Below are 19805 nucleotides of genomic sequence, written 5' to 3'. Positions count from 1 at the left end.
TGTACTACTCCCCAAAACCTGGACAGTTTAGGCGGGGTTTGTTAAGCAAATTGACGAAGGTTTGAAGGTAGGGGTTTGGGCGAAGAATTGGGCAGGTGTCAGGCCCTTGAGCGCCTGGTGGGGCCGCTGGTGATTGTAGTAGGTAAAGTAGGCGTGCAGCTGCTGGTAGAGGTGCTGGCCATCGGTGGCCGGATTTAGGTACACGCACTCCCATTTGACCGAGCGCCAGAGCCGCTCGATGAAGGCGTTATCCGTGGCGCGGCCCCGGCCGTCGCGGCTGATCTGGCAGCCGGCGGCCAGCAGGGCCTGTTCAAATGGCTGGCTGGTGAATTGGCTGCCCTGGTCGGAGTTGAAGATAAAGGGGGCCGGTTGCTGTTGCAACGCCCCGGACAACGCGCTCAGACAGAAGCCCACGTCGAGCGTGTTGCTCAGCTCCCAGCTCAGCACGTAGCGCGAGTGCCAGTCGAGCACAGCCACCAGGTAGAGGAAGCCCCGGGCCATAGGCAAATAGGTAATGTCGGTGCTCCAGACCTCATTGGGAGCCGTCAGCACCCGCTCGCGCAGCAGGTACGGATAACGCGTGACACCTTGGCCGGGCACCGACAGGCGCGGTTTGGGATAGACCGGCTCCTGGCCCATGAGCCGCACCAGGCGGCGCACCCGCTTTTCGTTGACTGGGTAGCCCAACTGGCGCAGGTGGTCGCGCAGGCCCAGCACGCCCTTGAAGTTGTGGCGCGTGAACTCCTCATCGAGTAGGCGCATCAGCGCCAGGTTCAGCGCGTTTTCGCCCCGGGGCTGGTAGTAGTAACTGCTGCGGGCCAGCCCCAACGCCTGGCAGCGGGCCTGCACCGAGCCTTCGGCACTGGCTTGCACCAGGGCCCGTTGCTGGGCTACGCGCATGGCGGCAACGTTTTTTTTAGCAGTTGATTTTCCATCTGCAGCCGGCCGATGGCGGCGTACAGCGGTTCTACATCCAACGAGGCTGGTGCGGCCGGGCTGGCCTCCGTGAAGACCTGCGCCGCTTGCTGGCGCAACTGCAGCTTCCAGCGGCTAATCTGTGCGACGGACAAGTGGTAGCGCGTGGCCAGTTCAGCCAGCGGGTGCCGCTCCGTCAGGGCGGCTAACGCTACTTCTGCTTTGAAGGCAGCAGTAAAGCGGCGACGGGTGCGTTTTGGGTTCATGGCGTTGACTAAGATAGCCGCCAGAAACTGTCCAACTTTTAGGGAGTACTACACCTACATAGGGTGCAAAGCGCATTTCAATATTGTCCGTGACAAATATGAATGGAGCACCAACTTGAAATGTGCTAGCTACGCGTGAGAAGGTGCGGTCGGGAGGCAAAGGGAAAAACCTGGCAGTACCATCGAAGGGTACTCGGATGGTATCCTGCCGTAGCACATCAACTTTGTTCACGGTAGAATACTGACGCCGGACAATCTCTGCACGTAGTGCTAGGTAGCCATTAAGGTTTTTGACAGTACTGGAAAGCCCTTCTACCTTAAAGGAGTTGCCTTTGCTAAGGATTTTAATGCCGGACGTAACGTAGAAACCAAGATTGTTGATGGAGGTCGTGACTTTATTATCGTAAGTCGTCCGGAGCAGTTGAATGGTATCCCGCGCTATAGGGGCGCGAAAGTCGCGGTCCACTGCCGTGCCCGAGCGCCTAGCGGAATCAACTGATATGGAGCGGTTCTGAAAAGCCCCAACCTGTAGTAAATATTCACGCTTGTCATCTACCATGGGTAGGGTAAAATCAAGATTCCCATACAGTTTGGTGGCCTTGATTTTTTCCAGCATGTCGAAATTTGTTCCTATCCAGAGCCGGAAAGGTGAAAACTCTTTCGCTGCTTTGGCCTCTTCCTTCTTTTCAGCTCCAAGAGCAATTAGCGCAGCAGACAGTTTTTCATTGGCATCCTTGGCTGCCTGTAGCTTATCCTGCGCCGGCTGATTGATCTTTTTCTTTTCTTTCTCGCTGGGATCTTTGCCCACCTTGGCTAAGTCGGCTTTTGCTTTCTTGGCGGCAGCATCCGCCGCATCTGCTTTATCAATTACTGCATCCGCCAAGCTTATGACCTGGTCCAGGTTGGTCAGCGCAACTTTATTCCTGCCAATCAAGGCCGTAGTAGTTGTATTCTCTGCCGTGGTCTTGCCATCTACGATTTCCTGAGCAACTTGAGCAGTGGCTTGGCTTTGCCGCGTTTGATCTTTGAGTAGCACTGCTTTCGTTTTCTGTGCTGCCGTTTTCAGTTTAATTGCTTCACTGTCAGGTTCTGGCACAGTATTCTGCGTTAAGGAGGCAGGTTTTCTTACCGTTGCTACAGTGGAGTCTGCTTGCTGCGCGAACAATGCGCAAGGCAATAGGAGAAGGAGAGGAAGTAGAGTTGTTTTCATAAGTATTTCCGGTTGAGAATTTGACTGTTTTGAAAGGGGCAATTGAGGGCTTCACCACACGATTGCCAGCACTGTATTAGCTGACAGGCTTATTCAGGACATTGTACTTACCGCAACCAAATTAGAAATATTATTTGTCTGCTATATTGTTTGGCTTAAACTACAGATCGGTGGACTCGCGCGCGTAAGCCAGTTGACTGCGGGCCTCGCGGACGTTCAGTGGGGCAATCAGGCTGCGTCTCGGTGTGGCAGTGGTTGATGAAGGCGTGCTGGAACTGGCCGACAATAACGTTGTCGCCCATGGCGGTAGTGAAGTCGGCTTAAAGGCGCATAGGAGAATAGCAGCGGATAGTATTGGGCCTCACCCCCGCCAGCTCGCTCTCCGGTAGTTAAGGGGAGCCTGACAACGGTTGGGTTATTTGCTGCAAGTTTGTGGTTGCTCCCGGATACTGAGGCAGTGGTTCCTTAACTCTCAACGAAGCGGTAGATATGCTTCAACAAGCTCAGCACGGCTGTTGTCTACCAAAACTTACTACTGCATCATGTCCTCGCCTCTGCCCTATCTAGACGGGGTGGGTGATGCGGTGACGCAAGTAGGCTGCGGTTTCGGGGTCGGTGCAGTAGACGTAGCAGCCCTTCATGGCGCGGGTCATGAGGGTGCGATAAGTGTTTTTGATGATAAGGTCGAGCTGGGCGCGGCCTGCAGCTGACTTTAGCAACTCCTTCTTCTTCTGGACGGTTTTGTCGGCGCTGGCGCGGGCCAGGGCATTGGTTACTACTTCGCCGTCGCGCACGAGCAGGTCGGGGCCGATGATGACGCCGATGTAGTCGAGTTCGAGACCCTGGCTGGTGTGGATGCAGCCAATTTCGGTGACTGAGTCGGGCTTCATCATCCAGAGGCCACCGTCGTCGGTAAGGTTCCACTTGTGCTTAAAGGTGTGGCTTAGCTCAAAGTCAAAGGCCTTGGCGTCCTTCTTGCTGGCCCAGTCCCAGCAGTAGCCGGCCACCATACGGGCGCGGTTACGCTCCTGGTTCTTTTCGTAGATGAACTGCTGCAACTCGTCGGGGGTATCGACGACGCGGAAGTCGTAGTCAGTGGCGTCAAGGGTGGGGTTGGCGGTTTCGCGGATGTCGAGCACGTTGTCGAGCCAGGCCATGTAGGCGTCGGAGCCGTTGCAGCGAAACTGGGAGACTAAGTTGAGGACGTGGACTTCGGCACCTTCTTGGTCGGCCCACTTGCGGATTTCTTCTTCGCTGCCCACATCCTGCACAGCGATGCGCTGGTCCTCGTCGATGAAGAACACGCTGAAGCGGCTGGAGCGGATGACTTCCAGGGGCTGGCTGATGCCGAGGTTGCTGAACAGGCCGGACTTCTCGTTGAGGCGGTGGGCCTCGTCGACGATGAGGGCATCGAAGGTGTTTTCCGGCGTCTGGGTGAATACGCCCGAGCCGACGAACATGGAGTCGAAGACAGTGCGGCGCATAGAGCCGGTGAGCTTGCTTTTGTGCACGGCGCGGGGGGCCGAGTTCTTGCTCACGTACTTGGCCACGAGGCCCTGCTTGGTGAGATTGACCAGCAGGTTGATGGCCACCACGGTTTTGCCGGTGCCGGGGCCGCCGTGGACGATGAGCACGTGCTTCTTATTATCACTGGACTTGGCGGCCAGCTTGCGGGCCGTTTCGTAAACTACCTTCTACTCGTCGAGGAGGATGAACTCCTGGTTGCCCTTCATCATGGAGGCGAGGGAATCAGCGAGTTGCTTGGAGGGGCGGATACGGCCCCCGTCAATGCGGTACATGATGCCCGACTTGTCGCCGTGCCGGACGTGCTGGCGGATGAACTCGCGTAGCTTCAGAGCGTCACTCTTGAGGAAGAGTGGGGCCTTGGCTACGTAGTCGGCGTAGTGGCCGCTGGTGAGCACGCCGTTGTCGGGATGGTTATGGAGGTAGGCGCAGGGCAGCAGCTTGATGCCGTCGGTATACACCGTCTCGTTGAAGCCGTTGAGATAGGCGGCGTAGGACCAAGCCTGGTAGGAGGGGTGATTGACCTCCTGCAGGCCTTTGCCCAGATAGGTGGAGACCACTCCGTCCTTATCGGTAGCGGCTGCTTCCGACCACTGCTTAAGCTCAATGATGATGGCCTTGTCTGCGCCCTGCTCATCCTGCCCAGTCAGCACAAAATCAATGCGCAGGCCCGCGTAGGGGAGCTGGTACTCAATACTGACGCCGCTGTCGCTAGGAATGTGCGTATCGACGAGTACATTGTTCATGTACATCATGGAATTGCGCCAGGAATTGATCTCCGACTGCCCTGTTTTGCGCCCGAGCTTCTTCAGTACCAGATCTTGGATAATAACTTCAACTTGGTTGGATAAGACATCATCAAGGAACTCAGCTTTAGTTTTCTGGTAGACAAGCATAGTCAAAAAGAATAGGAAAGTAAGTGCGTTCGTGTAACTACGCACTCAAGCATAAAGCTGACCAATATAATTAACTCTGGCGCACACCAGCTTATCACCCGTTTTTTCAATAGGGGCTTATGCACATACTAGTCATCCTATTGTTATTTGTGCTCCTTGCGCTTGAAACGGATAAGAAAACTGTCTTCCTCAACGCTAAAATTAGGGTTATCTATGAAAGACTCACCTCGTTTGTAATTGAAAGGCTGCGCTATACGCTCTATCCGCACCTTAGCTATGTCATGTACAAAGGACACTAAAACAAGTTCATAGCGCGTTCGATGCAGGCTGCTTTCACCAACTTGCAACTCGTTGCGCGATAAATGAAACACACTCATTTCACCCGTAGTTGCTTTGACTTCCACGTACCGCACTTCATCCTTATCGTCACGGTACCGCATATCATAGCCATGACCTGCTAGGCCACCATAGCCACGACCGGCTTTAATAGCCAACTCTGAGCACCACTCTACCCGCTCAGCTCCAAAAAGATCGCATAGCGCCCGGTACGCACAGTATTCTCCTAGAAAAGCTGTTTCGTCATTCGAGCTGCCTTGTGTAGTTCCGTGCCTGCCTCCTCGACCAGCACCAGAGCGTTTTCCATTTACGCCTGACTGATGTTTACGTGGGCGGATGGTGCTTATTGTAGATGTAAATGCAGGTAAAGCATCAAGTTGCTCTGCTAAATCCTTCAAATCATCATACGCAAAAGTGATGTTTTCCCCTAGTGTCACCTCTGCCCGGGCCGGACTACCACCGGGCTTCGTATTCGTCTGCGTGGGTCTTGGGTAAGCTTGTAAAAGCCGCTTTAACAGGGTAGCTGCATCTTGGAAATATAAAAGGCTTGAATTAGACAGCTCGTTGAGAAACTTGCGAACGGTTTGTTCCGGCACACTCTGTTCCTTGGCGAGTGCGCTTAATGCACTATCCGTATTTGAGGCGAGCTTTTCCAAGTCCATCATAGCTTGTGTCGCATCCGACTTTGTTGACACATCCACCCAAAAAGGTGAAGCACTTGCAAAAGCGGCAAAAAAGGCGTCCAAGTCAAAGTCCAACACATTGTCCACTGTGCTTAACCCTTGTTGATAGGCTTGCCGATATTTTTGAAATTGCTGCTGAGCCTCTAGTGGTTGCGTGCGCAATTTCTCGTGCAATCCTAATTCGAATCGACTCCGACGCGCCACAATCATATCCCCAAAAAGTCGTAGCCAGAACGGACGGAAGTCGAGTTGTGCATCACCCAATTCGGCATTGAAACTTGGCAAGTTCACATTTAGCGCCATCAATAAAGCTCTTACCTGGCCCAATCCCTCATGTGAAAACGGTAAAGTAAAATCTAGCTGTTGCACAGCTAGAAATGCGCTTCGGTACTCTTCGCCAAACTCACTGACCAGTTGCCCTAGCCATTGGTCAGCCGTGACTAATCGTATTAAAGTTGCGTCGTCCAAAGGCGAAAGCTTTACCGCTGCCCTCATGGCATTCCAGAATGCATGTTGGCTTTCGGTTGCTAGGTTTAACTCCTGTTGCGAACTGCTCAACTCAGGTTCTGCCTCAGCACCTAGCCAAGTGCGCAACAAGCTACGTCGCTTCGCTGGACTGCGTGACAGCAGATTAGTGTACTTGTCTTTGTCCTCGACTACTCCCAGAGCTGTGCAAAGAACTTCTGCAAGGCACTCGCAGAACCCATCGGAGTCCTTCAACTCTCCTAAACTATTTATGGTCGCTGGTACTTCGACATAGGCTCGGTTTTGGTCAGGTAGATACACAAATTCGAAAGCCCCTAAGCTGACTGGAACTGTCTCACCAGTGGTAGGCAAGGTAAAAGCTGCTCCAACTTGTTGCGACAAATGCAGACGCAGCTTGCGCAGGCGTTCCGAGTCTGTGGTATTCTTACTGCGGCGCAACGCTAGCACATATCCACGTAGGTCATCGAAGTCTGTTGCAAACGCACCTTGAACTGGGTGTGCCGTTGGTTCAGAACCTTCAATTCTTAGCGTAATATTATCGAGCGGCTTCACACCAAATAATGCCAGTACCCTGTCCTTGCCACGCTTGCGGCTAGCCATTAGCACTGGAAAACAGGCTACGACAGCCGCTCCATAAGATGAGTTGTCTATGTAGACAGCCTCCTTCACTGGATAGAATGCGGGTGGCTCCTGGCCACGCTGACAAGCAACTCGTCCTTTAAGACGGAACTGCTGGTAGGTGGGGGAGTTGCTGTCCGGGCTACCCTCATAATTCTCCACCAGTTCCCGGTAGAAGGCACCAGCCAGTTGAACATTCGGGACGAGTTCTGGCAGTTCTAACAGGAGCTTATAGAGCGGTGTGGTAGGAACCTCACTAACAGTTAGAGCCACGCCCAATAACGTAAGTGCCCGATTTATTTCAGGTCGTGTCAGCCCTGGATAGGGCCGAGTCATTAGCTCATTATATGGAACAGTTGGCGCATACAAAATTGGCTGCAAATTAGGTGCCTTGCGAGAGTGTAATGCGCGTAAAGGCTCCACCCGCTCATTAAGCCCGTCGACTGTTAGCCACTTTAGGCGCTGGCATTGCCAGCGCAAATAAGACGGCATACTGCGTCCAGGTATCTCGGTTTCATTTTTTTTGTACTTAATCCAGAATACGAGCTTGCTTCCAATGGGTTCCCGGCTACCTGGCTCCAACCGCTTCGCTAACCTTTCGTCTTGTTTCAGCCAGTTGATAATGGTAGCCAACGGTGCTCGGCTCAGAATCTCCTCGAAATCCTCCAGATGGTCTGCCTCGCACTTTCCATTGTATTGAATTTTTGCTAGTAACTCTTCGTAAGAGCGGCTGTCATCGTTAGAAATCGGACGGCTTTTGTAATCTAGAGCACGCAAAATTTCTTCACGGTAGGCACTGTCATTCACCTCGCGCTTCACCAGCCGCGGGTACTTTTCTACTCCACACCACGTCAGATATTCTACGACGTTTGTGTCTTTGGGGTCCAGACCCATTCGCTGGGCAGTGCCTACAAGTCGTGCCCGATTGTGTGCGAAGAGTTCCTCCCCAATTAGGTGGCCATGTGCCCGGCCGAAGTAGAGCGTTTTAGCTTCAGCCACTTTGCCCGTGGCGGTGTACAATAGCAAGCCTTCAGCACGTTGTAACCGTGCCAGTCTGACTTTCGTGGCTGCACGCTCCTGCTGGTATAACTTATATAAAAACGGATGCCACACCTCAGGCTTTTCTGCCTTATAAGACTCAATGAGTACTTCAGCTACAGCTGCAAATGAATATGGCTGCACTTTCAATGGGCTTAGAAGCTGGCCTAAATCCGTAAAACTGGCGCATGCAAAAGCCTCCCGTAAACCAATGGCCAACTCTCCCGACATTACTTGTAGCCGGGCCGCCTCTTCCGGTAGTTCATAGCGAACCTTGCCTTCTACTGGCAAAAACACCGGTGAGTCAGCAGCAAAATCAGCCCTCCCTCTGCCTCCATAGAATAAGACCGGTAGCTGAAATTTTGCTGCTTCTACTTCTTGGCTCAAGTTCAATTCATTCACCGTCATGGCGAGTAGCTCAGCATAGCGGGCGGCTGGCAAAACTCGTCGTCGCTTACTGACGATATTTAATAGCTGTTGTTTTACATAGATTCGAGCTTGCCCAAGGCTACGAAGCAACTCTTGAACTGGTGCTGGTTTTGACTCCTCAGCATCGCTAAACAACAATAGCCGTGGACAATCAGAAGGGTCTAAGAAACTAGCAAAATCCCTAGCGTATGCTACTGCTTTACGGGCCGTAACATAGGTATTGGCAACAGTAGGAAATAGCAGAGATTCAGTAAGTACTTCTAGTAGCCGAGACCTGAACTTGAACCGTTGCTCTAGTTGCTGGTCAGGCATCTTGCCCCAGTTTAGCAGTCGCAAAGGTTGGTAAGAGACTTGGCTAGATGATTCTGCCCCAAGTGCCAATGCTGCTTGCCCTAGTAGGTGGGCCATGCGCTCAAGTAGGAACCTGTTATGGCCTGCTGTATCGTCTTCAAGACTGTTACGGTCGCTGCTTAGTTCGAACGTGCCATGAGCAAGAACCGGAAATGGAAAGCTCACCCGCGTCCGGAAGTACGAATAGAGTTGTTGCCGCTTGTCGCTCAAGTCTGGTTGCCAAGCTACTCTCAGTTCATAGTTTTTAGATTTTTCGCCCTCTCCATGCTGTCCGGTTTCTTGCACCAGACGCCATATTTTACTGGTAACCTCTCCACTAGTTTCATTCGTGACATCTACTTGCAATTGCTCTGCGCTAGGACTTATACGTGTTAGGCAACGTGTACCTGTAGGGAGTTCCAGCCGCAATTCAGTTAAATGATTTAAAAAAACCAGCACCTCAGCATCGAGCTCCGAGTTAATCTGTGCAAGCACTAAATCAGCTACCCCTGGCCGCAACCGCATAGTTAGCACGGTGTTGTAGCCGGCTAAGTCATTGGGCAACGCTGCCTCCGGCAACAGTTCGGCGCACGATAACGTCGCAATGAACTTCGGGTTGGGACTGCGCTTTTGCAGAGCCTCCGCCAAGTCTGCATACTCCCGCTTGAGGTCTGCGAGAAAGCGTTGCGCGTACTCCTCTGAGAAAGCCACATGCAAGCCCCCGCTGTGTATTGTAATACGGTCAGCCCATCCCAGTACAGCGCGAAAACCTAAGCCTTTTGCGCCAATCTTGTTTTGCTGCTCGTATTTCGGGCTCAGATTACTGTATAGAATAGACTCGAAGCCGTCTTGCGTAAATGCTTCCCCAGTATTGGCCACGGTCAATTCCCCTTCGCTCAACCGTACCAAAACTTTACCCCCCCCAGCTAAGCCCCCGGCCGCGTCGTCGGCATTTTGCAAAAGCTCTAGCAACTGTCGCCCATTATAGTTTGAAGCGGTTCCCTTTTCCTCTCTATAGTCCTTGATTAGCAATCGGAAGTCTTCAGCGTAATGGCGCCGGCGCATTTCTAATAGGTCGTGAGCTGACTTGGCTAGGGGAGATATTGGTTGTATAAGCAATTTCTATTTATTTTAAGGTTAGGAAGCAAACTCGTTTAGAGGGGCTGTTGCCAAAGTAATTTAAGCAAGAGTTTGTAGAGGTCTAATTGGCGGTGATTAAAGCGAAATTAGGACTCTTGCAGGTACAGCTAGAATGTATGTTTCGGTAGCCCCTTAAACTACTGTAGGCGGAATTATGCGAAGCTCCAGAAGGATTCAATGCCATTGATGTGAAAGGTACCCATCACAAATTCTTCTTAACCGTGATGGATCCGAAAATGCCGATCAAAATCTACGTCCACTAGCCCGTCATAATCGCGCCAGCCGTCGGTGTTGACTATGGTGGCTAGATCGATTTTGCCGCAGAGATGGCTTGCAGGATCTTTTTTGAGCAGTCCAGGCCGATTTTGGCATAGACTTGTCCACCGTGTTTAACAAGCCAAATACAATTGTTTTGCCATTTTCACTCCGGCCGCGTTTGCCGCGCACCCACCACGGCCGGAATCAGATCTCGTCGAGTTCTACGGCCCCGTCCAAGTTGGCTGATGCCAGGCAGCAATTCTGCATACGACGGCGTAGTCGCAGGAATCAGGCGTTGACCGAGCGTACGCTTAGGCCCGAAACTGAGCCGTATCTGATGCCGTTAGAACCAGCGCAAACAGGCGCAGAAGGTAATGAAATTTAGCCTCCCATATTTTTGCGCGGTTGCAATAGCGATTAGGTGGCTATATAACAAGAAGTTACGTTGCCTATTTGATAAGTTTGCTTCCTGAGCCCCTAATTGTACTATGCTGGAGTTCCAAGCCTATTCATTGCTTGTGCTAAGGTTTTATCACTAATTTCGTGCTAAGCTCAGTATTGGGTGCAATCAAAGAATTCCGTGATAGAACCGATTATTGAACTCGTACCAAAAATACCTACTTGCGAGCCGGCAGAGAAATTATGGGCGCAGCTTAAGGATGCTCCTCGCCATAAGGCACTTGCAGGATATTTAGAAAACTGGATAGATAACAACGTTGAGAAAGCTGACTTGCCACCTGCGGTCAGGTTACGGTTACTTGTATTTGGGAATGTTCTGCTTGACTTGACAAGACAGGGTTGGCTTTTTGCTGGGGATGGGGAACTGTCTATACCCGAAAAAGCAGTTCTACGCGCAACACCACCTGATACGGTACACCGGGTTTTGGTGCCAGGAGAACGGCCAGCTCCCGCTGAGGTAAAGGAAACTCTAAAGCGGTCTCTACTGCTAAGCCGCGATGAACAACGTCGTGACCCAGCGGTACGAATTTTTTTGCGCCGTATGGAGCAAACCCGGCTCTATCGTGGCCAGCGGGTTAATGTTCGGGTATTATTAGCAAGCCCAGGACAGCTATCCGCTGACCTCATCGTTGCATTGGCGGCTCCTCAGGCCACTCGTACTGACCAATTAAGCAACTTAGTGCAGCCTTACTTACAGTTAGCCTCGGAATTACCCGATGAGCATACAGGGTTGCGACTGCTAGACATTTGGCGTTACTGCCGTTACACGTGGAGCCTGCCTTTGCAGACACAACCGGGACGACGCATGTTCTACCTGGTGCGCGATAAAGCGCGCCCTTTTCACCCTATCATTGGCATTGCGGCACTCGGGTCGGCAGTAGTGCAGATTTCCGTTCGAGACCACGCAATTGGTTGGAGTTTAGATTCATTAGCAGACAAGAAGGACCCCAAGGCGAATGAGACGCATAAGCATCAGCGGCGCACCCGTGTCGAAGCTCTGCACCAAGAGCTAGCACGAGCATTAGCCGAGATATACCGGGCTGACTTAATAGAAGATGGTGTCCTGACGGAGGAGGAATGTGTGTACCCAACCCCTGCGACCCTGCTCAATCTAACTAATGCGGCTGATACTAACTACTTGGGTAGTCGTGAACGCCGCATACAGGGCACCGATTTAGAAGCAGAAGCGCGTTCCCCTACGTTCCGCAAAAAAAGGGTGCAAGTGCTGCAAGAACTTCTTAGCGCTAGGCTAGAATTCAATAAATGCGCAGACCTTAATGGTGAGGAGCAATACCAATACCTTATGCAATGCGCAGAAGGTAAGCGAGCATTGCGTATGGCACTGCGAAGTGTAAAAAAGCGCCACGTTGCAGCCTCGTTGATGGAAATCACAACCTGTGGCGCAGTCCCCCCTTATGGAGAACTGCTGGGTGGTAAACTTGTGGCTATGCTAATGGCCAGTCCACAAGTTATCAACGACTACCGAGAGAGGTATGACCAGTTCAACAGCGTTATTGCAAGCCGAATGCAAGGCTCTGACTTGGTTAGAGATGCTAACCTCGTGCTACTTGGAACGACCAGCCTGTACCATGTAGGCAGCAGCCAATACAATCGAGTCAACTTCCCTGGGGTTGGAGGCAAGGTTGAGTACAAACTATTAGGGAAAACGGAAGGCTACGGTAGCGTGCATTTTTCCCAGAAAACTTATACTACAATCCAGCAACTGCTACAGGCAGAAGCAACCTCTCAGAGTTACACTTTTGCAGCTGGCGTGAACTACAAGTTGCGAAGTATGTCGGCGGCTCTCGGGCTTCTGGGCTTGCAAAAGTTACAGAAGCACTCAACACCACGGTTGGTCTACGCCGTACCCCTAGCGCAAAATTGGCAAGAATATCTAACTGGCCAAGAAAAGGCGCCTTCTTGGTACTTCACTGATATTAAGAACCCTACTGCAGAGACGGAGCAGATTATTGAATATTGGAAGAAAAGATGGTTCTTAAATCGAGTCCAAAGGCCTGAAACATTAGCACATTTACAGTCAAGTTTCCGTCCAGACTCACTTTTAGATATCAAACCTGCTGCCACGGCTCACGCGCAAATGACGGAGTCGTTACTTTTTTTTTTAGGTCCTGACAAGCCTCCTATGATTAGCTGGAATACCTTCGCTGAATTTGACAACGGTCGATTAAGTTTTGCTGAAAAGCAAACGGTTGATGAGACGCAGACTATTCACATTACAAGCAAAAAGCTTGAGGATGGAATAATAAATTTGCTCAAGGAAGGTCACCGTGTATATCTCACAGGTAACCCTGGCGATGGTAAGACGCACTTGTTGCGACGCTTAGAAGGGAGAGAGGACTGGCCAGTGGGTACTTATACGGAGTTAGATGCCAGCGCTGTATCCGAAACGCAACTAATTGAAGGCTTGACGGAAACTGCTAAGAATGGGCTACCTGCATTGGTTGCGATTAACGAGGGGCCTTTGCGCCATATGCTCAAACGGCTCCCCGATGCTGAAGAACTTTCCAAGCAGTTGGCTCACCCTTATCGATATGAATCCGACGGCGTAGTCAACGCAGTGCCAAAAGCTGTGCTCGTTCAGTTAGGCAGTCGGCAGGTGCTAAACAATGTAATCATCAGCGAGGCAATCAATCTGATGTTGAGCAGAGTAGATTATACGGGAGCACCAACAGCAGTGCTGTCGAATGTTAAGGCATTGGGCCATATGAGGGTGCGCGAAAGAATACATGCTTTGTTAGCTGAAGTACAACGCAGTGGCATTCATGTAACTGTACACCAGCTTTTAGGCCTGTTGGCTCGCATGGTAACAGGTGGAAGCAATGAGGTAGCGGATAAGGCACCTCCCTATTATCAAACCCTATTTGAAATGCCAGCTGAGGCAAGTCCTTTAGCCGCTGAATTACGAGACCTTGACCCCGCGTCCTTTCCTCATGCTCACCTTGATACCCATAAGTTATGGGACGCCCCCAGCAAGGCTGGCCCATGGCTACCAGGGAGCGGGCCGGCTACTGGAGCACCTGGTGAACTAGGCATTTCGACAGAGGAAGCAAGACGTCGATTTTGTCAACTTAAGCGGCAACATTTCTTCGAAGCTGAAGCTGGTGAACAAGTGATGGCAGCGCTACCAGATGACCGGCGCAAGTTTAATGAACTGCTGACCGGGTCACTTTCCGCAGCTGTTCCAGTGATATTAAAAACATTGGTGCGGTTTGTAGGACAGGCGCCGGAGAATACAGTAGCCCTCCATTTGTGGACAGGTATGCGATATGATGCTGACCAACCTGCCTGGGCGCGTGTAGCCGGAGCTAGCATACACGCTTCGGATTGTGTAGTTAGACGGCCTATGTTACCATCTCCGATGGACGAGTTGTTAGAGGATTATCAGCCGGACCATCTTTTATTGACCTTAGCTGCTAAGCCAACTCCCCAAGGGCCCTCACTCCTTATTGACTTGCCGCTGTGGCGCGCTATGAGTGCCGTTGCCCGAGGCTTGCCAATTAGCAGTCGTGATGAAGATGCAGGAAGACGAGTCGACAACTTCTTGTCCGCTGCAGCATCATTGCTCCCTTCAAATAGTGAATACCTCCGAATTTACAACAGTAAGGACAATATTGAAACCATAGTCCAAGTGGTTGAGCATATTGATGCTCCTGCTGGCATGAGCTACTTATTGTCATAGTTCAACTGCTCTCTTCCTTAATATTGATTGGTTCTACCTCCTACACTTATGATTTCTACAATAGCCAAGGACGCTGCCCTCAAACTGTGGGGTTTTCGACCAGGCCGGGATATTAAAATTGCCCACCTGACCAACGGAATGCTGCGTACGGTATGCGGCGGAGTACCTAAAACGCCAAAGTTATTGGGTGAAATGGTAGCTACTCATGCTGGGCGCGAACGACTATCGGCGAATACTCGTCGCAGTGCGGCACAGCTTATTGGAGACCCCAATTTTGATGGTATTCTACTCGGTGATTCGGCGCCAGACCTTCTGGATGACTTGAGGGTAGCGCTGGATTCTGTTCTTAATCAAGATGGCGCGTTTTACGCAGGTAGTACTTCTACCCTAACACTAACTCATTGGCATCACCTAACCAATGACCCATCTGACAATGGAGCAGGAGAATTAGTGGGCCAGGTTTTACTAGCTGATACGGACCGGTCTGCGGCAATGGCATTACGCGACGCATTAAGTGATGCATCCGATGCCACATACAGGCTTACCCAGCCCCTCTTACCAAATGTGCCTGTTCAGATGCCGGAAATGCCACCCGCTTCGGCACTTGGTGATATAGTCAAAGCTTCTGGGCCATTACAATCCTTACAATTAGCATTTAGAAACTTAGCTGGCCACGCACCGCTCGTAGGCAAACAAGAATTATTGACTCGAGCTGGCCGGCTAGCAGGACTAGGATTATGGGTTCATTTACTAAACGCAGGCAGTAATAAACGGCAGCCACTTTTAGTATGTGGCCCTCAACCCCAAAGTGAAATCAGGTCAGCCAGCCACCGTGGTATCGCGCTTGCTCAAAGACAATTGCGCCGCAATTTTGGGACAGCCGTTTTTGCAGAGTTGAAAGCTTCCGGTATGGACGATTTATCTCCTGCGGAGTACCGAGCATTTGCAGATAAACTAAACGAAAAGCACCGTGACCGATATTTGCTGGAATTTGAGCAAGAAATAGACGCCGGTTTAAAGGCCGGAGAGGCGGCTTGTTCTGCCCTTGTGACGCCCGCATTACGCTCTATTGGGGCTGAAAACGAAGGTGCGGATAAATATGTAGTGGCACTAGGGCGCCGCTTGGGGCTGTGGCCCCGCTACACTGGCCGCGCCGGACATCATCTCAAACCAGTCGCAGCCGTTTATGATGCGCTTGTAACAGCCTTGGTAAAGCCTGGAGAAACGATGCGCTACCGGGACTTTTGGCAAAAAGCAGCAGAGGAGTTTGGACTGATGTGCGGAGCCCGAGGCAATGCTGACCTTGAGGCACTAGCCTTAGTAGGACTACGAAGTTTGACCCCTGCGCAATTGGCGTCAAATTCACGGTCAATACTACAGGAACTAAGCCGCCAGGGATACGCCCGCACTTACGCCGATGGCGAAGCACTGATTAGCGCTTAAGTGCTATTAGGCTATTTTAAAATCTCAATTTCTTTCCCCTCGATATGCCCACTGCTACCCCTACGCCGGTACTGACTGCAGACAATTTATTAGCTGACACATTAGTTGAATTGCTAACCAAGATTACAACGCACAAACCAGGCATTGTGCTTGAAGGGTTGATAGCAGGGCCATGGTTAGCTCGGTTACTAAGTGAACTAAGTTCGGACGAGAATTGGTACATAACGCTTGTAGGTGCTGACCATGAGACATCTAAGTTGCTAATAATTGGTGAGCGAACTGGCTTAGGAGCTGACTGGGGTGGTCCAGTAAAAACGGACAGTGAGTTAAGGTAGGTTGATTTTCAGGTCCTGTTCAAATTGATGAGGCGAGCGGTAGCCGAGGGCGGAGTGGCGGCGGTCGAGGTTGAAGTAGGTGTCGAGGTAGTGGGCCACTTCCAAACGGGCTTCTTCGAGGGAGGCGAAAACGGAGCCTGGCGGCAATAACTCGGTTTTGAGTGTACTCCAGCCGGCTTCGGCCTGGGCGTTATCGTACGGGTTGCCCGGCCGGCTGAAGCTAGCCAGAGCGCCAGCTTGCGCGATGCGGGCGCGATAGGCCGCGCTGGTGTACTGGCTGCCGCGGTCGGCGTGGATGATGAGCCCCGGCGCGGGCTGGCGCAGCGTCAGGGCCTGTTCCAAGGCGTGGAGCACCAACTCGGTCGGCATCTGGGCGGCCAAGTGCCAGCCCACTACGCGCCGTGAGCAGGCATCACGCCAGGTGGCCAGGTAGCACCAGCGCCCGCCCGTCAGGGGCAGGTACGTGATGTCGCCGACCCAGACCTGGTTCGGGGCGGTGGGGGCCGACTGACCCAGCAAGCGGTTTTCGGCCACCACGGCCGCTGGGTCGGCCACCGTCGTGCGCGGCCGGTGCGGGCGGGTGCTCAAGGCCCGCAGCCCGTGTTGGCGCAGCCAGGTGCGCAATGCATAGCGGCCCACAGTGTGGCCTTCAGCGTGCAATTCGGCCCGCAGCCGCCGAGTGCCGTAGCGTCGGGCGTGGCGCGTAAAGGCCGCTTGCGCCGCCACTTGCCACGGCGTCGGCGTGCCGGCCGGCCGGTTCCGCCACTGATAATACCCGGCTGGGCTCACGGCCAGCACCTGGCAGAGCAACTGCACGGGCCACGGCTCGGTGCAGGCGGCGATAAAGGCGTAGCGGCTCATGACTGAGGCGGTTGCGCAAAGATGGTCACGACTTTTTTTAAAATATCGCGCTCCATTTCCACGCGCTTGAGCGTGGCCCGCAGCTGCTTGATTTCGTCGCGCTCGGCGCTGCTGGGCACGGCGGCTTCCAGAGCCTGGCGTTGCCAGCGACCCAGCAAGGCCGGCGAAATACCCTGGGCACGAGCCACGTCGCTCTGCCGGGAACCGGCGGCCACTTGGCGGACGCACTCAGCCTTGAAAGCCGGCGTGTATTTCTTACGGGTGGCAGCCAAGCCGCCAGGGTGCGATTTTTCAGTCATGGGCAGCGGAAGTTAAGACTTCTCGCTGTCCGGCCTAGCTAGACCACCTCATATAGCATACTAGGACCTGATGAAATTGGAAAAGCGATTGCTTTAAAAGGTGTGGCACAGGCACGCCCTGTACCACAGAAGGCGTTTTGGCAACAACTATCTAAAGGTCAACCGGTAGTCCCCATCTGGGGAATGCTAAGATTAGCGGCGATTAACTGGGCATCGCCTACTTCAACGGATTTACGGGAGTTGCTACCTGAAATAGGCTTACTTCCTGATAAGGCGTTGTTCAACCAACCTAGCCAGGTAGGACAACATTTATTGGACAATGAGTCATTGCTTGAGCGCCTAATTCAGCAGGACCAAACAGACATCGATTCTGCTGCAGCTACCTGCAAGAAAGCAGCTGCCATTGGTCATAAAGACCTGGAGCTACTGCGCGGGGCCTATGCTGCATTTAGGCGTCTCAATCCGGCGGCTGAAGAATTTACTGCGGAACTACAAAAACTAGATGCTACCCTAGTTGATGTATTGCTAAGTGGGCGACTGAGTGCGCAATCGCCCAATCCTCCCCCCCCCAATGGTGGCGGCGAAGGTGGCGGCGAAGGCGGCGGCGAAGGCGGTGGTGAAGGTGGCGGCGAAGGCGGCGGCGAAGGCGGTGGTGAAGGTGGCGGCGAAGGTGGCGGCGAAGGCGGCGGCGAAGGTGGCGGCGAAGGCGGCGGCGGTAGGCCATTACCTCCCACCCCACCTGCACCTAAAGCCAAGACACAGTATAATGACACATTGGATGAAGTAATACTAAAGCTTAGCGCTGAGCCGAACTATGAAGAAACCTGGGAGCAGGAAGCCATAGCTTTATGGGAGCAATTGGAAGACAAAATTGACCAACCAAAGTATTCGCTTGAAGGTGATTTTACTGAAGTAACTGGTATACCAAATCCAGTAGCGTTATTATTAACGCAGCACTTTGCTGGCCCACTGGCGTTTGGCGGCATTTTGCCACTTGTTGAAGACATACATCCAGGCCAGCCTCTACCCATTGTAGAAGTAACACTGCCGAATAATACGGTTGTGCATAATGACACTTGGCTAGCCAATTTGCGCCAGCTACTTGCAATGGGCGCAGACCTTGTTCCTGGCTTTAAAGGTGAAGATAAACTAGACCAATGGTTGAAACATCGGGGTGTCTTAGCTGAGTATGCCTCGCTGTTGACACTAGCACCATTGACTTCGATGGTTGCGCGTCCTGATTTGCTGGAGGCAGCACGGGCAGTTAGTATTGCCTATGAGGACCTCCTTAATCATACATCTGAGTTTTACGGTCAACTCTACCAAGCTGGAGGAGCCGTTGAAATCTGCAGTGCCCTGCTATCCCCAGATATAGTGGCTATGTATGGACCCACACAGCAGGCAGCTTTGCTGTCTCCACTACACCCACTTTCGCTTTGGAAATACGCTTCAATTGTACGCTTCCCTATTCGATAAGCCAATGGTAGGCAGAGGTTAAGCTGCTTGTTTAAATTCGAGTGGGGTCATAAAATTCAAGGCTTGGTGTGGCCGTTGCGTGTTATAATCGTGCCGCCACTCGTCCACCAGCTGGCGCACATGGGCCAGTGAGCGAAACAGGTGGGCGTCGAGCAGTTCGCGGCGAAACGAGCCGTTGAAGCGTTCGATATAGGCATTCTGCGTCGGCTTGCCGGGCTGAATCCAGTGCAGGATAACGCCTTGCTGCTCACACCACTCGCTCAATTTGGCGCTGATGAACTCAGGCCCGTTGTCGGTGCGCAACTGCGCAGGACGGCCATAGCACTCGACTAAGCGCGTGAGCACCTGCACAACGCGACTGGCCGGCAAGGAAAAATCTATCTCCACGCCCAGCAGCTCGCGGTTGTAATCGTCGAGCACGTTCAAGGTCCGGAACCGGCGGCCATCGGTCAACACATCGCTCGTAAAGTCGAGCGACCAGCACCCGTTAGCGGCCTCGGGCACGGTCAAGGGCTGCTTCACGCGGGCGGGCAGGCGCTTTTTCAGGCGTCGAGGCAGGTTGAGCGCCAGGGCCCGATAGATGCGTAACGTGCGTTTATGGTTGATGATCAGTCCATTTTTGCGCAGGCGGTGGTGCAACTTCCAGAAGCCCCAGCCCGGATGCCGCCCACTTAATGCCCGCAGGGCTTGCTGCACGGGCTCGTCCTCACGCCCGCGCGCCACGGGGTGGTAGCTGCCGCGCGCCAGCCCCACCAGGGCACACGCCCGGCGCTGGCTCCAGCCTTTCCCCACTAAGCCCTGCGCTGCCTGGCGTCGCGCCGCAGGGCTAGCTACTTTTTTCGCAATATCTCCTTGATAGCCTGATTCTCTAAGCTCAGGTCGGCGAACATCTGCTTGAGCTTGCGATTCTCTTCTTCCAGGTGTTTGAGGCGGGTGAGCTCGGCCAGGCTAGCCCCCGCATACTTGCTTTTCCACGCATAAAAGGTAGCCTCGCTCAGGCCGTGCTCGCGCACAATTTGAGCCACGGTCTGCCCGCTGGCTTGCTGCTGTAAAATGGCCACAATCTGGGCCTCGCTGAATCGTCCTTTTTTCATGTTGCAGTC

The 19805-nt window shown here is 52.8% G+C and carries 11 protein-coding genes and 2 pseudogenes; 3 read left to right on the top strand and 10 right to left on the bottom strand.

Going from position 1 to position 19805, the window contains the following annotated elements; genetic code table 11:
- Positions 1-27: 27 nt before the first annotated feature.
- The 7 genes and pseudogenes from O3303_RS21105 to O3303_RS21080 form a co-directional block, all read right to left on the bottom strand.
- Positions 28-1047 (bottom strand): IS3 family transposase, encoded by a 1020-nt coding sequence (locus tag O3303_RS21105; RefSeq protein WP_350356632.1) that lies wholly within the window; start codon positions 1045-1047, stop codon positions 28-30.
- Positions 972-1181, bottom strand: a pseudogene (locus tag O3303_RS22060) (transposase); the annotation flags it as partial. The gene O3303_RS21105 and the pseudogene O3303_RS22060, both read right to left, overlap by 76 nt.
- Complete coding sequence (locus tag O3303_RS21095) at positions 1090-2391, bottom strand: hypothetical protein (protein WP_269562089.1); 1302 nt, start codon at positions 2389-2391, stop codon at positions 1090-1092. The gene O3303_RS21095 and the pseudogene O3303_RS22060, both read right to left, overlap by 92 nt.
- A 563-nt stretch (positions 2392-2954) precedes the next feature.
- On the bottom strand, positions 2955-4025 hold the full coding sequence (locus tag O3303_RS22055; RefSeq protein ID WP_350356629.1) for a DUF2075 domain-containing protein: 1071 nt from the start codon (positions 4023-4025) through the stop codon (positions 2955-2957).
- Between the two features lie 60 nt (positions 4026-4085).
- Positions 4086-4661 (bottom strand): hypothetical protein, encoded by a 576-nt coding sequence (locus O3303_RS22050; RefSeq protein WP_350356628.1) that lies wholly within the window; start codon positions 4659-4661, stop codon positions 4086-4088.
- A 293-nt stretch (positions 4662-4954) separates the two neighbouring features.
- Positions 4955-9796 (bottom strand): protein NO VEIN domain-containing protein, encoded by a 4842-nt coding sequence (locus O3303_RS21085; protein ID WP_434086422.1) that lies wholly within the window; start codon positions 9794-9796, stop codon positions 4955-4957.
- An 89-nt stretch (positions 9797-9885) separates the two neighbouring features.
- A pseudogene (locus O3303_RS21080) lies at positions 9886-10524 on the bottom strand (IS1595 family transposase).
- A gap of 605 nt (positions 10525-11129) precedes the next feature.
- Between O3303_RS21080 and O3303_RS21075 the strand changes: the two are divergent.
- Both O3303_RS21075 and O3303_RS21070 read left to right on the top strand, forming a co-directional pair.
- Positions 11130-14288 carry a Druantia anti-phage system protein DruA gene (locus O3303_RS21075; RefSeq protein ID WP_269562265.1) on the top strand — a complete coding sequence of 1053 codons (3159 nt, stop codon included), beginning with the start codon at positions 11130-11132 and terminating at the stop codon, positions 14286-14288.
- 48 nt (positions 14289-14336) lie between these two features.
- Complete coding sequence (locus O3303_RS21070; protein WP_269562087.1) at positions 14337-15731, top strand: hypothetical protein; 1395 nt, start codon at positions 14337-14339, stop codon at positions 15729-15731.
- A gap of 326 nt (positions 15732-16057) precedes the next feature.
- On the opposite strand, the gene O3303_RS21065 is transcribed toward O3303_RS21070, so the two are convergent.
- Both O3303_RS21065 and O3303_RS21060 read right to left on the bottom strand, forming a co-directional pair.
- On the bottom strand, positions 16058-16927 hold the full coding sequence (locus O3303_RS21065; protein WP_269562086.1) for an IS3 family transposase: 870 nt from the start codon (positions 16925-16927) through the stop codon (positions 16058-16060).
- The gene (locus O3303_RS21060; RefSeq protein WP_269562085.1) at positions 16924-17226 is read right to left on the bottom strand and encodes a transposase; all 303 of its coding nucleotides are present in this window, start codon (positions 17224-17226) and stop codon (positions 16924-16926) included. Before O3303_RS21060 ends, O3303_RS21065 begins: the two co-directional genes overlap by 4 nt.
- 102 nt (positions 17227-17328) lie before the next feature.
- On the opposite strand from O3303_RS21060, the gene O3303_RS21055 reads away from it, so the two are divergent.
- Complete coding sequence (locus O3303_RS21055) at positions 17329-18702, top strand: hypothetical protein (protein ID WP_269562084.1); 1374 nt, start codon at positions 17329-17331, stop codon at positions 18700-18702.
- A gap of 18 nt (positions 18703-18720) precedes the next feature.
- Here O3303_RS21055 and O3303_RS21050 read toward each other — a convergent pair.
- A protein-coding gene (locus O3303_RS21050; protein WP_434086415.1) for an IS3 family transposase occupies positions 18721-19796 on the bottom strand; the annotation gives its coding sequence in 2 pieces (ribosomal slippage) (positions 18721-19544 and positions 19544-19796; 1077 coding nt in all).
- Positions 19797-19805 lie beyond the last annotated feature (9 nt).

The organism is Hymenobacter canadensis (assembly GCF_027359925.1).
Classification (GTDB): Bacteria; Bacteroidota; Bacteroidia; order Cytophagales; family Hymenobacteraceae; genus Hymenobacter; species Hymenobacter canadensis.
Note: the sequence above shows the minus strand (reverse complement) of the source record. Positions and strands in the feature narration are given on the sequence as shown.